This is a genomic window from Pseudomonas sp. LBUM1679, assembly GCF_059695565.1.
Genome location: NZ_CP166774.1, coordinates 5032114 through 5047513 on the forward strand (window position 1 = coordinate 5032114; position 15400 = coordinate 5047513).

General features: G+C 62.3%; 13 protein-coding genes and 1 pseudogene. 8 read left to right on the plus strand and 6 right to left on the minus strand.

The window, feature by feature from the left end; translation table 11 throughout:
• Positions 1-953: 953 nt before the first annotated feature.
• Together ACA062_RS22915 and ACA062_RS22920 are read left to right on the plus strand one after the other, a co-directional pair.
• Positions 954-1100 (plus strand): annotated as a pseudogene (locus tag ACA062_RS22915) (HAMP domain-containing protein); the annotation flags it as partial.
• A 102-nt stretch (positions 1101-1202) separates the two neighbouring features.
• The gene (locus tag ACA062_RS22920) at positions 1203-1958 is read left to right on the plus strand and encodes a methyl-accepting chemotaxis protein (protein ID WP_497457478.1); all 756 of its coding nucleotides are present in this window, start codon (positions 1203-1205) and stop codon (positions 1956-1958) included.
• 144 nt (positions 1959-2102) lie between these two features.
• Here ACA062_RS22920 and ACA062_RS22925 read toward each other — a convergent pair whose 3' ends face one another.
• From ACA062_RS22925 to ACA062_RS22940, 4 genes are read right to left on the minus strand one after another with little or no spacing between them, the layout of a single operon-like run.
• Positions 2103-3416 (minus strand): sensor histidine kinase, encoded by a 1314-nt coding sequence (locus ACA062_RS22925; protein ID WP_497453139.1) that lies wholly within the window; start codon positions 3414-3416, stop codon positions 2103-2105.
• The gene (locus tag ACA062_RS22930) at positions 3413-4081 is read right to left on the minus strand and encodes a response regulator transcription factor (protein WP_497453140.1); all 669 of its coding nucleotides are present in this window, start codon (positions 4079-4081) and stop codon (positions 3413-3415) included. The genes ACA062_RS22925 and ACA062_RS22930 overlap by 4 nt, the downstream gene beginning before the upstream one ends.
• Before the next feature lie 3 nt (positions 4082-4084).
• A complete protein-coding gene (locus tag ACA062_RS22935; RefSeq protein WP_497453141.1) occupies positions 4085-4408 on the minus strand; it encodes a PepSY domain-containing protein in 324 nt (107 codons plus the stop codon).
• Positions 4408-4716, minus strand: coding sequence for a PepSY domain-containing protein (locus ACA062_RS22940; RefSeq protein WP_497453142.1), 309 nt, complete (start codon positions 4714-4716; stop codon positions 4408-4410). Before ACA062_RS22940 ends, ACA062_RS22935 begins: the two co-directional genes overlap by 1 nt.
• A gap of 314 nt (positions 4717-5030) precedes the next feature.
• Here ACA062_RS22940 and ACA062_RS22945 point away from each other — a divergent pair, with 314 nt between their 5' ends.
• From ACA062_RS22945 to codA, 5 genes are all read left to right on the plus strand, one after another.
• Positions 5031-6110 carry a patatin-like phospholipase family protein gene (locus ACA062_RS22945; RefSeq protein ID WP_497453143.1) on the plus strand — a complete coding sequence of 360 codons (1080 nt, stop codon included), beginning with the start codon at positions 5031-5033 and terminating at the stop codon, positions 6108-6110.
• A gap of 82 nt (positions 6111-6192) precedes the next feature.
• Positions 6193-6549 carry a 6-carboxytetrahydropterin synthase QueD gene (gene queD / locus ACA062_RS22950; RefSeq protein WP_008152165.1) on the plus strand — a complete coding sequence of 119 codons (357 nt, stop codon included), beginning with the start codon at positions 6193-6195 and terminating at the stop codon, positions 6547-6549.
• A gap of 211 nt (positions 6550-6760) precedes the next feature.
• Complete coding sequence (locus ACA062_RS22955; protein ID WP_497453144.1) at positions 6761-7591, plus strand: alpha/beta fold hydrolase; 831 nt, start codon at positions 6761-6763, stop codon at positions 7589-7591.
• 245 nt (positions 7592-7836) lie between these two features.
• Positions 7837-9108, plus strand: coding sequence for a cytosine permease (gene codB, locus ACA062_RS22960; RefSeq protein WP_497453145.1), 1272 nt, complete (start codon positions 7837-7839; stop codon positions 9106-9108).
• A 13-nt stretch (positions 9109-9121) separates the two neighbouring features.
• Complete coding sequence (gene codA, locus ACA062_RS22965; protein WP_497453146.1) at positions 9122-10369, plus strand: cytosine deaminase; 1248 nt, start codon at positions 9122-9124, stop codon at positions 10367-10369.
• A 113-nt stretch (positions 10370-10482) separates the two neighbouring features.
• Here the strand turns inward: codA and ACA062_RS22970 are convergent, their stop codons facing one another.
• On the minus strand, positions 10483-11475 hold the full coding sequence (locus ACA062_RS22970; RefSeq protein ID WP_497453147.1) for a diaminopimelate epimerase: 993 nt from the start codon (positions 11473-11475) through the stop codon (positions 10483-10485).
• A gap of 166 nt (positions 11476-11641) precedes the next feature.
• Here ACA062_RS22970 and ACA062_RS22975 point away from each other — a divergent pair, with 166 nt between their 5' ends.
• On the plus strand, positions 11642-12793 hold the full coding sequence (locus ACA062_RS22975) for an MFS transporter (protein WP_497453148.1): 1152 nt from the start codon (positions 11642-11644) through the stop codon (positions 12791-12793).
• A gap of 126 nt (positions 12794-12919) precedes the next feature.
• On the opposite strand, the gene ACA062_RS22980 is transcribed toward ACA062_RS22975, so the two are convergent.
• Positions 12920-15343, minus strand: coding sequence for a TonB-dependent siderophore receptor (locus tag ACA062_RS22980; protein ID WP_497453149.1), 2424 nt, complete (start codon positions 15341-15343; stop codon positions 12920-12922).
• Between the last annotated feature and the right edge of the window lie 57 nt (positions 15344-15400).

The following is a 15400-nucleotide window of genomic DNA, read 5'->3' on the forward strand; positions in this document are numbered from 1 at the left end:
ACCAGGCGTTGGAGATTCGCCAGCAGTTCATGGACGCCTATCAATACGGCCACGGTTTTTCCCGCCAGGTGCTGTTCCTGCGCGACCAGGCCGAGAAGCGCTTTCTCGACGCCTTCGACCTGCGTGAAGACCTGACCCGCCAGGTCAAGTCGGCGCTGCAAGCCAACCCGCAACTGCTTGGCCTGTCGCTGGTGTTCGAAGCCAATGCGCTGGACGGCAAGGACGATCTGTTTGCCGGCCAGGCGGAGCTGGGCAGCAACGACAAGGGCCGTTTCGCCCTGTATTGGTCGCAACCGACGCCGGGCAAGGTGACCTCCATGGCGCTGCCGGAAAGCGACATGGCCGACACCGCCACCGGCCCCAGCGGCGAGCCGGCGAACGCCTGGTTCACCTGCCCGCGCACCACGCTCAAGCCCTGCGTGATCGAGCCCTACTTCTATGTGATCGACGGGCAGAAGGTGCTGATGACCAGCATCGTTTTCCCGCTGATGGTCAATGGCAAGGTCATCGCGTCGCTGTCGGCGGACATCAACCTCAACAGCCTGCAAGCGGTCAGCCAGGGCGCAAGCCAGAAGCTGTATGACGGCCAGACCCACGTCAGCATCATCAGCCCGGTCGGTTTGCTCGCCGGCTACAGCCCGGACGCCAGCAAACTCAGCCAGCGCCTGGAGGCCGTGGACCCGACCAACGGTGCCGAACTGATCCGCATGCTGGCCACCAGCATCCAGACCGAAAGCCTGCACAGCAAACAACAGTTGAAAGTGCTGGCGCCGTTCCAGCCGATTCCCGGTGGCAAGCCCTGGGGCGTGTTGCTCGAGGTGCCGGAAAAAGTGCTGGTGGGCCCTGCCGAAACCCTGAAGAAACAACTCGATGACAGCAACACCGCCGGCACGCTGATGGAACTCGGCCTCGGCGCGCTGGCGGCGTTGATCGGCCTGTTGCTGGTATGGCTGATGGCCCGCAGCGTGACCAAACCGATTCTCGGCGTGGCACACATGCTCGAAGACATCGCCAGCGGCGAAGGCGACCTGACCCGGCGCCTGGCCTATGACAAACAGGACGAATTGGGCCAGTTGGCCGGCTGGTTCAATCGCTTCCTCGACAAGCTGCAACCGATCATTGCCGAGGTCAAACGCTCGGTGCAGGACGCGCGCAGCACGGCGGATCAGTCCTCCGCCATCGCCACCCAGACCAGTGCCGGCATGGAACAGCAATACCGCCAGGTGGATCAGGTCGCGACCGCCTCCCACGAAATGAGCGCCACCGCCCAGGACGTCGCCCGCAGCGCCGCACAAGCGGCACAAGCGGCGCGGGACGCTGATCACGCCACCCGTCGAGGCCTGAGCGTAATCGACCAGACCACCACCAGCATCGACAACCTCGCCGCCGACATGAGCGCGGCCATGGCCCAGGTCGAAGGCCTGGCGGCCAACAGCGAGAAAATCGGTTCGGTGCTGGAAGTGATTCGCGCCATCGCCGAACAGACCAACCTGCTGGCCCTCAACGCCGCGATCGAAGCGGCCCGGGCCGGTGAGGCCGGACGCGGTTTTGCCGTGGTGGCCGATGAAGTGCGCAACCTGGCACGCCGGACCCAGGAGTCAGTCGAAGAAACCCGCCTGGTGATCGAGCAGTTGCAGAGCGGCACCCAGGATGTGGTGGGATCGATGAGCAATAGCCATCGACAGGCTCAGGGCAGTGTCGAGCAGGTTGGTCAAGCGGTGACGGCGCTACGCCAGATTGGCGAAGCAGTGACGGTGATCAGCGACATGAACCTGCAGATCGCCAGTGCGGCGGAAGAGCAAAGTGCGGTGGCCGAAGAGATCAACAACAACGTGGCGACCATTCGGGATGTGACCGAGTCCTTGTCGGGGCAGGCCAATGAATCGGCGCGGGTGAGTCAGTCGCTGAACAGCTTGGCGAATCAGCAGCAGAGCTTGATGGATCAGTTTCGCGTTTAACGCAAATATTGCATCCACAGAAACACCTGTGGGAGCGGGCTTGCCCGCGATGAGGCCATAGCATCCAACATCAATGTTGACTGTTAGATCGCCATCGCGGGCAAGCCCGCTCCCACAGGTTACTCGTTAGTTTTCAGAACAGAGTCAGCGCCTGGGCAATTCGATCACCACCTTCAACCCGCCCCACTCACTCTCCTCCAGCCTCATCAACCCGCCCCACGTATCAACGATGTCGCGCACAATCCCCAAGCCCAACCCATGCCCATCCATCTGCTCATCCAGCCGCGTACCGCGACTGAACACCTGATCGCGCCGGTCCTCGGGAATCCCCGGCCCATCATCTTCCACGCTCAGCTCAAACCCTTGCGCCGTCTCGACCACGCTCAAGCGAACCTCGGCATCCGCCCACTTGCAGGCGTTGTCCAGCAGATTGCCGAGCAACTCCAGCAAATCTTCCCGATCCCACGGCAGCAACAAACCCTTGGGCGCCACATGACTGAGTTCCAAGTGTTCACCGTGGATCATGTTCAACGTCGCCAGCAACCCCGGCAGTTCCGCATCGCAATCAAACAGCGCCCCCGGCAAGGCGTCACCGGACAACCGGGCGCGGTTGAGTTCACGATTGAGCCGCTGCTGCACCTGCGCAAGCTGCGCCTGAATCACCTTGCGCAGCTGCGGATGAGCGTCGAATTTTTCGCTGGAGGCCAGGCTCAACAACACTGCCAGCGGCGTTTTCAAGGCATGCCCGAGGTTGCCCAGGGCATTGCGCGAACGCTTGAGGCTGTCTTCGGTGTGGGCCAGCAAATGGTTGATCTGCGCCACCAGCGGCTCCAGCTCCACCGGCACCTGATCATCGAGTTGCGAGCGCTGGCCCTGCTGCAACTGGGCGATTTGTTCACGGGCCTTTTCCAGCGGCCGCAAGGCGCGGCGCACGGTGATCCGCTGCAATAACAGAATCAGCAGCAACCCCGCCAGGCCCAGGCCGAGTCCGACCTGTTGCATGCGCAAAAAGCTTTCGCGCACCGGGGTGTAGTCCTGGGCGACGCTGATGGAAATCGACTGGCCGAGGCGGCGATAGTCCGAGCGCAATATCAAAAGCTGCTGCCCTTCCGGCCCCAGTTGCAGGTTGCTGTGCAAGCCGGGATGGTCCAGGCGCGGCAGTTCCTGATCCCATAGCGAACGGGAGCGCCAATGGCTGTCGGCAAAGTCGATGCGGAAATAGTGCCCGGAAAACGGCCGCTGATACGCCGGCGACAGGTGTCGTTCATCCAGCTGCAACCCCTGCGGCCCGCGCACCAGCGCCACCAGCAGGCTTTCACTGTCGTTGCGCAACCCGGCTTCGAGGTAGCGCTGCAAACCCATTTCGAACAGCCACAGGCTGGTCTGCGCCAGCACCAGGCCGACGATCACCATCACGCTGATCAGGCCCAGGCTCAAGCGGCGCTGGATCGACCTCACCGGGCTGGCCCGCCGAACAGGTAACCCTGGCCGCGACGGGTTTCGATCACGCTGCGCCCGAGTTTGCGTCGCAGGTGGTTGACGTGGACTTCCAGCACATTGGAATCGCGCTCGGTTTCACCGTCGTAGAGGTGTTCGGCGAGATGGCTTTTGGACAGGATCTGTTCGGGGTGCAGCATGAAATAGCGCAGCAGGCGAAATTCAGCCGCCGTCAGCTGGATGTCGGCGCCGTCGCGGGTCACGCACTGGCGCCCTTCATCCAGGTGCAGACCCGCCGCCTTGAGCGTCGGCTGGTTGGCCTGCCCATGGGAGCGGCGCAACAGCGCCTGGACCCGCAGGTGCAATTCTTCAGGGTGGAACGGTTTGGTCAGGTAATCGTCGGCGCCGGCCTTGAGGCCTTCGATGCGCTCGGCCCAGGAGCCGCGGGCGGTGAGGATCAGCACCGGTGTGGCCAGGCCGCCGGCGCGCCATTGAGCCAGCACTTCCAGTCCCGGCAGCCCCGGCAGGCCGAGGTCGAGGATGATCAGGTCGTAGGGCTCGCTGCTGCCCTGATACACCGCATCGCGACCATCCGCCAGCCAGTCCACGGCGTAGCCCTGGCGGTTGAGGCCGGCCATCAGTTCGTCGGCCAGGGGCACGTGGTCTTCCACCAGGAGCAAACGCATCGGTCAATCTTCCTTGTCTTTCAGTAGCTGGCCAGTGCTGGCATCAAGGTCCAGCTCACGGACCACACCGTCGGTGGTCAGCAGCTCGACTTCATAAATGTAGACGTCGTGCTTTTCCTCAAGCTCGGCTTCCAGCAGCTTGGCCCCGGGATAACGGTCCAGCGCCTGCTGCAACAGTTGCTCCAACGGCAGGATCACCCCTTGTTGGCGCAGGCGCAGGGCTTCGTCCTGATCCAGGTCCCGGGCCATCGCCATCGAGCAAAAAACCAGCAGCGCCAGGGCCAGCCGGCTGCCGGCGCGCCGATTTGCAATACACAGCACCTTCATTACGTATCCTGATGATCCTTGAGCAACTGCCCGCTGACAGCGTCCAGTTCCAGGTCCCATTCGATGCCTTGTGGGTCACGCAGCTCCACCTGATAGATGTACTTGCCGTACTCTTCTTCCAGTTCGGTTTCGGTGATGGTTGCACCTGGGTGTTTGGTCAATGCGGTGGCGTTGAGCTTCTCGAAAGACACAATGGTACCAGCGTCGCGCAGCCTCAGGGCTTCATCGGGGCCCAGGTCGCGAGCCTGGGCGATGCCGGCGGTCATGCCGATCAGGGTGACGGTCAACAGGGCAGTCAAGGTTTTCATGGGGTGTCTCCGTATTTTTTATGTGTTGCTACGGAGGCCACCTTAGCGATTCGAACTTAATTGAAACTGAATTGCCATCATTGGGGCTGGCACGACGACATCGCAGACTGACGCTCTCCCTTGCCGTCATTGGGCTGGCAACACGATATTGCAGACTGACGCTCTCCCTGTAGGAGCTGCCGCAGGCTGCGATCTTTTGATCTTGGCAGCTTTATGGAAACTGAAATATCAAGATCAAAAGATCGCAGCCTGCGGCAGCTCCTACTGTGGACGGGCGTGTTTATAATTCCCGCTCGTCCGACACCGAGACCGGTATGACCGCCATCCACATCAAGTTCCCGTCCCTGACCCTCAAGGCCGGCCCCCGTGCCTTCGCGCGCATCCGTGCAAATGGTTTGAGCGCGGCCGACGTCGGCACGCTGCCCGGTGCCGCCGGTGGTCCCAAGGCGCTGGGCATTCAAGGTCTGGACCTGGCGCTGTTCGGCGAATGGCTGCCGACGGTGCCGCGGGAGCGTTCGTTGATCGGTGCCTCGGTGGGTGCCTGGCGCTTCGCCAGCGCCTGCCTGCCGGACGCCGCCGAGGGCATTCGCCGCCTCGGTCATCTCTACACCGAGCAGCATTTCGCCAAAGGCGTGACCATGGCGCAGATCAGCCAGAGCTCCCGGCGCATGCTCGATGAACTGCTCGAAGGCCGCGATGCTTCAATCCTGGACAATGCCCATTACCGACTGAACATCATGGTGGTCAAAAGCCACGGCTTGCTCGCGCAGGATCATCGTGGCCGGCTGGGATTGGGCCTGTCATCGGTGATCGCCGACAACCTGCGCGGTCGCGCGCGGCTGTCGCGGCATTTCGAACGGCTGATCATCCACGACCCGCGCCTGGCGCCGCCGCTCAATGCGCTGAACGATTTCCCGTCGCGTTTCGTCGCCCTGGATGCCGGCAACCTGCGCCAGGCCTTGCTCGCGTCAGGCTCGATCCCGATGGTGATGGAAGGCGTGCGCGACCTGCCGGGCGCCGGAACAGGTACTTACCGCGATAGCGGGCTGCTGGACTATCACCTCGACCTGCCCTACAGCGGCAATGACATCGTGCTCTATCCGCACTTCACCGACCGGGTCATTCCCGGCTGGTTCGACAAAACCCTGCCGTGGCGCCGCGCCTGTCCATTGCGCCTGCAGGACGTGCTGTTGCTGGCGCCATCGAAGCAATACCTGGCGCGCCTGCCCTACGGCAAACTGCCGGACCGTAATGATTTCAAGCGCTTCATGGGCGATGTGCCGAGCCGGAAAAAGTACTGGCGCGCGGCGATGGACGAGAGCCGCCGCCTGGGTGACGAGTTCCTCGAACTCGCCGCCAGCGGTCGATTGGGTGAGCGCTTATTGACCCTCTAGTGTCCTGTCTCACGCAAACTGTTAAACTCGCCGCCTGCCCACATCGCCGCGGCGATCGCCACCTGACAGAGCTCAAACCACTGTGGAAATCTTCAAAGAATTTACCTTCGAATCCGCCCACCGCCTGCCCCACGTGCCGGAAGGCCACAAGTGCGGCCGCCTGCACGGTCACTCGTTCAAAGTGGCGATTCATTTGAGTGGCGATCTTGATCCGCATACTGGGTGGATACGGGACTTTTCGGAGATCAAGGCGATCTTCAAGCCGCTGTATGAGCGGCTGGATCACAACTACCTGAATGACATTCCCGGCCTGGAGAATCCGACCAGTGAAGTGCTGGCCAAATTCATCTGGAAAGAATTGAAGCCCCTGCTGCCGGAACTCAGCGCGATCCGCATCCATGAAACCTGCACCAGCGGCTGCATCTATCACGGCGAATAACCCAGGCAACCACATTTCCCCCTGTAGGAGCTGGCTTGCCAGCGAAGGCGCCGTGGCAGACGACACAGTTGTTGCCTGACCCACCGCTTTCGCTGGCAAGCCAGCTCCTACACGGGGAATGCGTTTCGTCAGTGAATATAAAAACAGCCTTCAATGGCTGTTTTTTTATGCCTATGCTTTTTGGCTCGCAATACGCCAAGAGGACGCACCCATGACTGACTGGCCGCTGGCTCAGACCTTTCGTTTCAACGGGCACTCCGTGTGCTTCGCCGTCCGGGGCGACGGCCCGCCGCTGGTGTTCGTGCATGGCACGCCCTTCTCTTCTTACGTGTGGCACCGGATTGCGCCGCATTTCATCACCACGCACCGGGTGCATTACTTCGATCTACTGGGTTATGGGCTGTCCGATAAAGTCGAGGGTGACGTGTCCCTGGGTGTGCAGAACGAACTGCTGGCCCGGCTGCTGGAGCATTGGGGCCTGGATTGCCCGGACGTGGTGGCCCACGATTTCGGCGGCGCTACCGTGTTGCGTGCTCATCTGCTCAATGGCAAGGATTACCGCAGCCTGACGCTGATCGACCCGGTGGCGCTGTCGCCCTGGGGGTCGCCGTTCGTGCAGCATGTGCGCCAGCATGAGGCAGCGTTCAGCGGACTGCCCGATTACATTCAACAGGCGATCGTCCCGGCCTATATCCGCGGGGCGATCAAACGTGAAATCCCGGACGACGAACTCGCACCTTATGTACAGCCTTGGCTGGGTGATCCGGGGCAACCGGCGTTTTATCGGCAGATCGCGCAGATGGATGAGCGTTATACCCGCGAAGTCGAGGGGCAGTACCCGACGATCCGCTGTCCGGTGCAGATTCTTTGGGGCGAGGACGATCAGTGGATTGCCATCGAGCGTGGGCGGGCGTTGCACGGGATGATGCCGGGGTCGCAGTTTTATCCTGTCCCCAATGCAGGGCACCTGGTTCAGGAGGATGCGCCTGAAGCCATCGTCGCGGCGCTATTACGGTTTCTGCCACTACACAAATCCCCCTGAAGCAACCGAGAACCCCTGTGGGAGCGAGCTTGCTCGCGATAGCGGTGTCTCAGTAAACATTTGTATCGACTGACACACCGCTATCGCGAGCAAGCTCGCTCCCACAGGGGTTCTGTGTTCTTTCAGACAGTTCGCGCCGTCGCCCGAACCAAACGCCCTCGCTCGACTATAAATAACAACACCTGCCCCGCTTGGCACGACCACTGCAACACCCTCGGGTCCTCCCATCCCGCAAGGAACGCCCCATGACGCAGAACGATCCCGGCAACGATTACCCCCTCAGCGAAGTCCCGAAGCACGCCCGCAAAGGCCTGGCCTCCACGGCCATGGTGCTACTGGGTTTCACTTTTTTCACCGCCACCATGTTTGCCGGCGGCAAGCTCGGGGTGGCGTTCGGTTTCGGCGAGATGATGGCGGTGATTGTCGTCGGCAATCTGCTGTTGGGGATCTACGCCGCAAGCCTGGGCTACATTGCGTTCAAGAGTGGCCTCAATTCGGTGCTGATGGGACGTTTCTGTTTTGGTGAAATAGGCAGCAAGCTCAGCGACCTGATCCTCGGCTTCACCCAGATCGGCTGGTACGCCTGGGGCACGGCGACCGCGGCCGTGGTGTTGGGCAAGTATTTTGAATTGAGCGAGGGCACAGTACTGGGCCTGATGGTGCTGTTCGGCCTGCTGTTTTGCGCCACGGCCTATGTCGGTTATCGCGGCCTGGAAATCCTGTCGTACATCGCCGTGCCCGCCATGATGTTGCTGCTGATGCTGTCGATGTGGGTCGCCACGACCAAGGTCGGCGGGCTCGACGGTTTGCTGGCGGTCGTGCCGACGGCCACCCTCGATTGGTCGACCGCCATCACGCTGGTGTTCGGCACCTTTGTCAGTGGCGCGACCCAGGCGACCAACTGGACGCGCTTCTCGCGCTCGGCCAGGGTCGCCGTGCTGGCAAGCCTGATCGGTTTCTTCATCGGCAACGGCCTGATGGTGTTGATCGGCGCCTACGGCGCCATCGTCTACCAGCAACCGGACGTGGTCGAAGTGTTGCTGTTGCAAGGGTTCGCCATGGCCGCGATGGCGATGTTGCTGCTCAACATCTGGAGCACCCAGGACAACACCATCTACAACTTCGCCGTCGCCGGCTGCAACCTGCTGCGCACCGGCCGGCGCAAAACCGTGACCCTGGCCGGCGCGGTGATCGGCACGCTGCTGGCGCTGCTGGGCATGTACGACTATCTGGTGCCCTACCTGATTCTGCTGGGCACGGTGATTCCGCCGATCGGTGGCGTGATCATGGCGGACTTTTTTTATCGCCACCGCGGTCAATATCCACGCCTGGCCGATGCCCGGTTGCCGGCGTTCAATGGCTCAGGCCTGAGTGCTTATGCGGTCGGCACCGTCGCTGCGTTCAGTTCGCCATGGGTTGCGCCGCTGGTAGGGATCGCCGCTGCCGGGCTAACGTATGTGATATTGATCGGGGTACTCGGCACCCGTACCGCAAACGCGCCACTAGAAGATCTATAAAAGGATTCGCCTGATGCACATCATCAACGCCCGCCTGCGCAACCAAGAAGGGTTGCATGAGTTGCACCTGGAAAACGGCCTGATCAGCAATATCGGCCGACAGACCGAGGCGCCGACCCTGGGGCCCGATGACCTGGACGCCGGCGGCAACCTGGTGGTGCCCCCCTTCGTCGAGCCGCATATCCACCTCGACGCGACGCTGACGGCCGGCGAGCCGCGCTGGAACATGAGCGGCACCCTGTTCGAGGGCATCGAGTGCTGGAGCGAGCGCAAGGTGACGATCACCGGGGAAGACACCAAGACCCGCGTCAGGAAGACCCTCCAGAGTCTCGCCGCCCATGGCATCCAGCATGTGCGCACCCACGTCGACGTCACCGACCCGCAACTGACGGCGCTGAAGGCGATGCTCGAAGTACGCGAAGAAAGCCGACACCTGGTCGACATGCAGATCGTCGCCTTCCCCCAAGAGGGCATCGAGTCGTACCGCAATGGTCGGGAGCTGATGGAAGAAGCGATTCGCATGGGCGCCGATGTGGTCGGCGGCATTCCACATTTCGAGTACACCCGGGATCAGGGGGTGAGTTCGGTGAAGTTCCTCATGGACCTGGCCGAGCGCACCGGGTGCCTGGTAGACGTGCACTGCGATGAAACCGACGACCCGCATTCGCGCTTTCTCGAGGTGCTGGCCGAAGAAGCCCGCAGCCGCGACATGGGTTCTCGTGTCACCGCCAGCCATACCACGGCCATGGGTTCCTACGACAACGCCTACTGCGCCAAGCTGTTTCGCCTGCTCGGGCATTCCGGGATCAGTTTTGTCTCCTGCCCCACCGAAAGCATTCATCTGCAAGGGCGCTACGACAACTTCCCGAAACGCCGCGGCGTGACCCGCGTCAACGAGTTGCTCGAAGCGGGCATGAACGTGTGTTTCGGCCAGGACTCGATCGTCGACCCGTGGTACCCGCTGGGCAACGGCAATATCTTGCGGGTGCTCGAAGCCGGCCTGCACATCTGCCACATGCTCGGTTACCGCAACCTGCAAAGCGCGCTGGACCTGGTGACCGACAACAGCGCCAAGGCCATGGCCCTGGGTGATCGATATGGACTGGAGCGCGGACGGCCGGCGAATTTGCTGATTCTGTCGGCGGACAGCGATTACGAGGTGATTCGCAGCCAGGGCTTGCCGCTGTATTCGGTGCGTGCGGGCAAGGTGTTGATGAAGCGGCAGATGCCGGTGGTGGAGTTTTTTGGGGATCAGGGCTGAATGTTGCGGTGACTGAGCTGACGCCATCGCGAGCAAGCTCGCTCCCACAGTGGATCTGTGTCGTTCACAAATCCCCTGTGGGAGCGAGCTTGCTCGCGATGGCGATCTATCAATCAACCAATCAATCGCGCCGTACCAAACAGGCTGACCCGACTCAACTCCCCCTGCTCTTCTTCCAGCAAAATCGGCGCCGTGCCGCCAGGCATCACGACCTTCACTTCCCCAGCCGCAACCCATCCCACCCGCCACGCCGCACAAGCCACCGCACTGGCGCTGGTACCTGATGAGGCCGTCGGCCCTTCGCCACGCTCGAACACCCGGGCAACGATCCGCCCCTCGGACTCAAGCATCGCCCACTGCAAATTGACCCCGGCGGCACATGGCACGCCTGCCCCGGTCGGCATGGCATAGGCGATCCGCGTCAGCCCTTCGGACAATCCCGGTTCACGCATCTGCTCATTGCTCGGCAAGGCAGACGCATCATCCACAAGGGTCACGCAATGCGGATTGCCCACCCGGGTGAACTGGCTACGGGACCATGCCGGATTCAGTAACGACAACGGCTGCACGTGGCTGAGTTCGCGTCCGTTGAAGGCCACGCTCTCAACCCCGTGAGCACTGACCGCCGCCGGCCCGAACGAGGGCTTGCCCAGGTCCAGCCAGAACCCGTGCACGCCTTCGACCTGCGCCGATTGCACCGATGTCTGGCCCGGTGACCGCACATCGGCCTTGTCGTGATGGACCCTGAGCAGACACGCTTCATCCCTCGGCCAAAGTCCCTGGTCGCTCAACGCCTGGGAAAAAATCGTCAGCCCGTTGCCACTGCGCTCGGCCAGGGTGCCGTCGGTGTTGACGATCAGCAGATCAAAGGGGGGCGATGACTGGAACGGGCCGACCAGTAAACCATCGCTGCGATGGCCCTTGCTGCCGGAGGGTTGTGTGCCGGGAGCCCACCCACAGTAAGCCTCGATGGCCGCCAACGCCCATGCCTCGCGGGTTTGCACTGCCTGGCCGGCCTGATCGGGCAAGTCGATACCGTCGCGGCGCATCTCCTCAGGCGCCACCACTACGTAAATATTGCCTCGTGCATCGTATATCCGCGCCATGGCGCCCCCTCTGAAGGAATCGATTCGGGCACAACATATCGCGAAACAGCACCTGGCTGTGCAAGGATGTCACCCTGCCTGAACGCGATTCCATCGAGACGCTGATCGAACCCCACCGGTGAGTCACTGTCCCTTGGAGGCGCGATGTTTTTTGCCAAGGATTGATATGACCAACCTCAACACCCGGGCCTCATTCGTTCCCGGTCGCCTCGAACAGATGTCCACGCGCATCGCCTTTTTCATCGCCGGGGCAGGCATTGCCGCGTGGGCGCCGCTGGTGCCTTATGCCAAGGCCCGGGCCGGGCTGGATGAAGGCACCCTCGGTTTGCTGTTGCTGTGCCTGGGGGTGGGCTCGATTCTGGCGATGCCGATGGCGGGGCTCCTGGCCACACGCTTCGGCTGTCGCCGGGTGGCGGTCGGCGGAACGTTGCTGATCTGCCTGGCCCTGCCGTTGTTGGCGACGGTGTCCTCGATTCCGGCGCTGATCGCAGCGTTATTTCTGTTCGGCGCCGGGCTGGGCACGGTGGATTCGACGGTGAACCTGCAAGCGGTGATCGTCGAGCGGGCCAGTGGCAAGACCATGATGTCGGGTTTTCATGGCCTGTTCAGTCTTGGCGGAATCGTCGGGGCGGCGGGCGTCAGCGCCTTGCTGGGCTTGGGCGTGTCTCCACTGGGGGCGACGCTGGTGGTGAACGTGATGCTGCTGATCGCGCTGTGCAAGGCCGCGCCGCACCTGTTGCCCTACGGCAGCGAAAGTTCGGGACCGGCGTTTGCCGTGCCCCACGGCATCGTGCTGTTCATTGGCGGGATGTGTTTCATCGTATTCCTCGCCGAAGGCGCGGCCCTGGACTGGAGCGCAGTGTTCCTGGCGCAGGAACGCGGGATCGACACCGCCTATGCAGGGCTGGGTTATGCGGCGTTTGCACTGACCATGACCGTCGGGCGCCTGACCGGGGACGCGATCGTGCGGCGCCTGGGCGCCACCAGAGTGATTGTGTTCGGTGGGCTGACGGCCGCTGCGGGGCTGTTCCTGGCGACGTTCGCGCCAAACTGGGAGATGGCGCTGGTGGGTTATGCGCTGCTGGGGGTGGGCTGTTCGAACATTGTCCCGGTGCTGTACACCGCGGTGGGAAAACAGACGGTCATGCCCGAAAGCATCGCGGTGCCGGCCATTACCACCCTGGGTTATGCCGGGATTCTGGCGGGGCCTGCGGTGATCGGGTTCATCGCCCATGGCAGCAGTTTGAGTTTTGCCTTTGGGTTGATGGCGGTGTTGCTGGTGGCGGTGGCGATTGGCGGGAAGGTGTTGAAAGTTTAAAAGCATCGCGGGCAAGTCGGATCGCCGCACCGCCCCTCCCATAAGGTTTTGCGTCGTGCACAAGTGTTGTGAACGACATGAATCCTGTGGGAGCGGGCTTGCCCGCGATGAAGACACCCGGGTCTATCAGAACCCGACACTGGCCTGCACAAAGAACGTGCGGGGTGCGCCGACGTACATGCCCGAGTTGTTGTCGCTGGAGCGGGTGAAGTACTGCTTGTCGAAGATATTTTTCACCCCGGCCCCGACTTTCAGGTTCGACAGGGTCGGGCCGAAGTCATAACCGCCGCGCACGTTCCAGGTGACGTAACCCGGGATGTCGCCGTACTGTCCGTCTGCAGTGCCTTCGGTGATGTAATTGCCGCTGAAGCTGCCGTCGGCGTTCACCGCAACGCCCGGCGAGCGCTGTTTGGACTGGGCAAAGGCATCGAGGTTGTAGGTCCAGCGGTTGATGTCGTAACGCAGGCCGGCGGTCGCCACCTGGCGCGAGTAGAACGGCAGGTCACGGCCCTTGAAGCCCGGAATCTCCCCTTCATAGACGGCGCGGGTGTAGGTGAACCCGGCGTTGGCGGTCAGGCCATCAAGGCGCGGGTCGAGTGCCGCCATGTCGTAATGCACCGACGCCTCGATGCCCTGGTGCGTGGTCGCGCCGAGGTTGGTCCAGCCCGCGTCGTTGCTGATGTACTGCAACTCTTTATCGAAGTCGATGTAGAACAGCGTCACTTCACCGCCCCACACATCATCGTTGTAGCGCGTGCCGACCTCATAGGTCTTGGCCTTTTCCGGTTCCAGGCCATTGGCGGTTTCGTCACCCGTGCCCCCCTGGCCGAGCTGGAAATACTGCAGGCTGCCGAACGAGGTTTCGTAGTTGGCGAACAGCTTCCAGGCATCGGACAGGTGATACATCACGCTCAAGGCCGGCAGTGGCTCGTTGCTCTCAATGCTGCGGCGCTTTTCCGGCACCGGCCGGCCTGCGGTGTCGAGCACGGGGCGGTCGTGCCAGTCGGTGCTGATGTGTTCGAAGCGGATGCCCGGGGTGATGGTCCAGTTACCGACATCGATCTTGTTGTCGACATACACCGAATTGGCTTCAGTGCCGCCGGTACGATCCTGGTACACGTGCCCGTCCGAACCCGGACGCACCACTGGCTCGTTGTTGACCAGCGCCAGGCGGCTGGCCTCTTCGTGCATGGCTTCCTTGAGGTAGCGATAGCCGACACTGACTTCCTGGGTGGTCGGGCCGACGTCGAACACACGGGACACCCGCGGCTCGATGCCAAAGGTGTAGTAAGTGCGCGGGAACGAACCCAGGGTCTTCTGGTCGCGAGCGGCGATGTTGCTGCCCCGGAAGCTGTCGGTGTAATAGGTCAGCACTTCCGCCTGGGTGCGGTCGTCGATCTGCCGGGTCCACTTGAACGAGACGTCCTTGCGGCGCCCGCTGAAATTGTCATTGTTGCGATCCGACTGAAACGGATTGGCGTCGTACTGCGCCTGGGTCAGGCCGCCGGGCATGTCGGCGCTGGCATCGTAGTAGTGGAAATTGAGGCTGAAATCGTCGACATCGGTGGGCGCCCAGTGGGTCTTGAGCAGCACGTCGTCGATGTCGTTGCCGTTATTGCGTTCACGGTAACCGTTGCCGTTCACCCCCGAGTACAACAGCGCCATGCCGATGCCGTTGTCGGCGGTGCCGCCGACGAACGCCGTGTCGATATGCTTCCAGCCACCGTGCTGGGAGGTTTCCAGGGTGCTGCCGATTTCCGCGGAGGCTTTCTCCGGGATCGCCCGGGTTACGAAGTTGATCACGCCGCCGACGTTCTGCGGTCCATAACGCACGGAACCGGCACCACGAACCACGTCGATGCTGTCCAGGTTACCGGAGGAAATCGGTGCCATGGACAGTTGCGGCTGACCGTACGGAGCGAAGGCTGCCGGCACGCCGTCGATCAGCACGGTGGAGCGTGGCGACAGGCGCGAGGTCAGGCCACGCACGCCGACGTTCAGGGAAATGTCGCTACCGCCGGTGCCGTTGGCCTCCTGCACTTGCACACCGGGCACGCGCTTCAACACGTCGCCGACATTCATCGCGCCTTGCTCGACCATCGCCTCGCGGCGGATCACGGTACGGGCGCCAGGGTGGTTTTGCACCACTGCGGCATCCGCGTCACCGAGCCAGTCGCCAACCACCTTGATGTCGGTCACGCCCAGTTCCAGCGGGCCATTGGCCGCCGAACTCGGTGCCGGCAGCAACGTCACCGACCCCTGGTCGATCTGATATTGCAGACCGCTGCCTTGCAGCAGCTGGCGCAACGCGTCCTCGGGCGAGAGGTTGCCGTCCACCGCCGGGGCCTGTTTGCCGGCGACCAGCTCAGGGCTGAAAAACACCTGCAGCGAGGTTTGCTGGCCCAGTTCACTCAAGGCCTGACCCAGGGGTTGCGCCGGAATGTGAATAGCGTCGGCGGCAAAGGCCTGGGGCAGCGCAACGTTGACCGCCAGTGCGAGGACCAGGGGCAACCAAGGGAGTTTGTTGTTTTTAGCGGTGGTTTTTTTCACGTCGAACCTAGTCCTGTGGATCGCAAGAGTGTGCGTTTGTTAATGCAAACCAGTTGC

What these genes read in the sequence shown, in the direction of transcription:
- ACA062_RS22975 (WP_497453148.1), top strand. Translation starts at nt 11,642, where the DNA reads ATGACCAACCTCAACACCCGGGCCTCATTCGTTCCCGGTCGCCTCGAA.
- ACA062_RS22955 (WP_497453144.1), top strand. Translation starts at nt 6,761, where the DNA reads ATGACTGACTGGCCGCTGGCTCAGACCTTTCGTTTCAACGGGCACTCC.
- ACA062_RS22970 (WP_497453147.1), bottom strand. Translation starts at nt 11,475, where the DNA reads ATGGCGCGGATATACGATGCACGAGGCAATATTTACGTAGTGGTGGCG.
- codA (WP_497453146.1), top strand. Translation starts at nt 9,122, where the DNA reads ATGCACATCATCAACGCCCGCCTGCGCAACCAAGAAGGGTTGCATGAG.
- ACA062_RS22935 (WP_497453141.1), bottom strand. Translation starts at nt 4,408, where the DNA reads ATGAAGGTGCTGTGTATTGCAAATCGGCGCGCCGGCAGCCGGCTGGCC.
- ACA062_RS22945 (WP_497453143.1), top strand. Translation starts at nt 5,031, where the DNA reads ATGACCGCCATCCACATCAAGTTCCCGTCCCTGACCCTCAAGGCCGGC.
- ACA062_RS22940 (WP_497453142.1), bottom strand. Translation starts at nt 4,716, where the DNA reads ATGAAAACCTTGACTGCCCTGTTGACCGTCACCCTGATCGGCATGACC.
- codB (WP_497453145.1), top strand. Translation starts at nt 7,837, where the DNA reads ATGACGCAGAACGATCCCGGCAACGATTACCCCCTCAGCGAAGTCCCG.
- ACA062_RS22930 (WP_497453140.1), bottom strand. Translation starts at nt 4,081, where the DNA reads ATGCGTTTGCTCCTGGTGGAAGACCACGTGCCCCTGGCCGACGAACTG.
- ACA062_RS22920 (WP_497457478.1), top strand. Translation starts at nt 1,203, where the DNA reads ATGGAACAGCAATACCGCCAGGTGGATCAGGTCGCGACCGCCTCCCAC.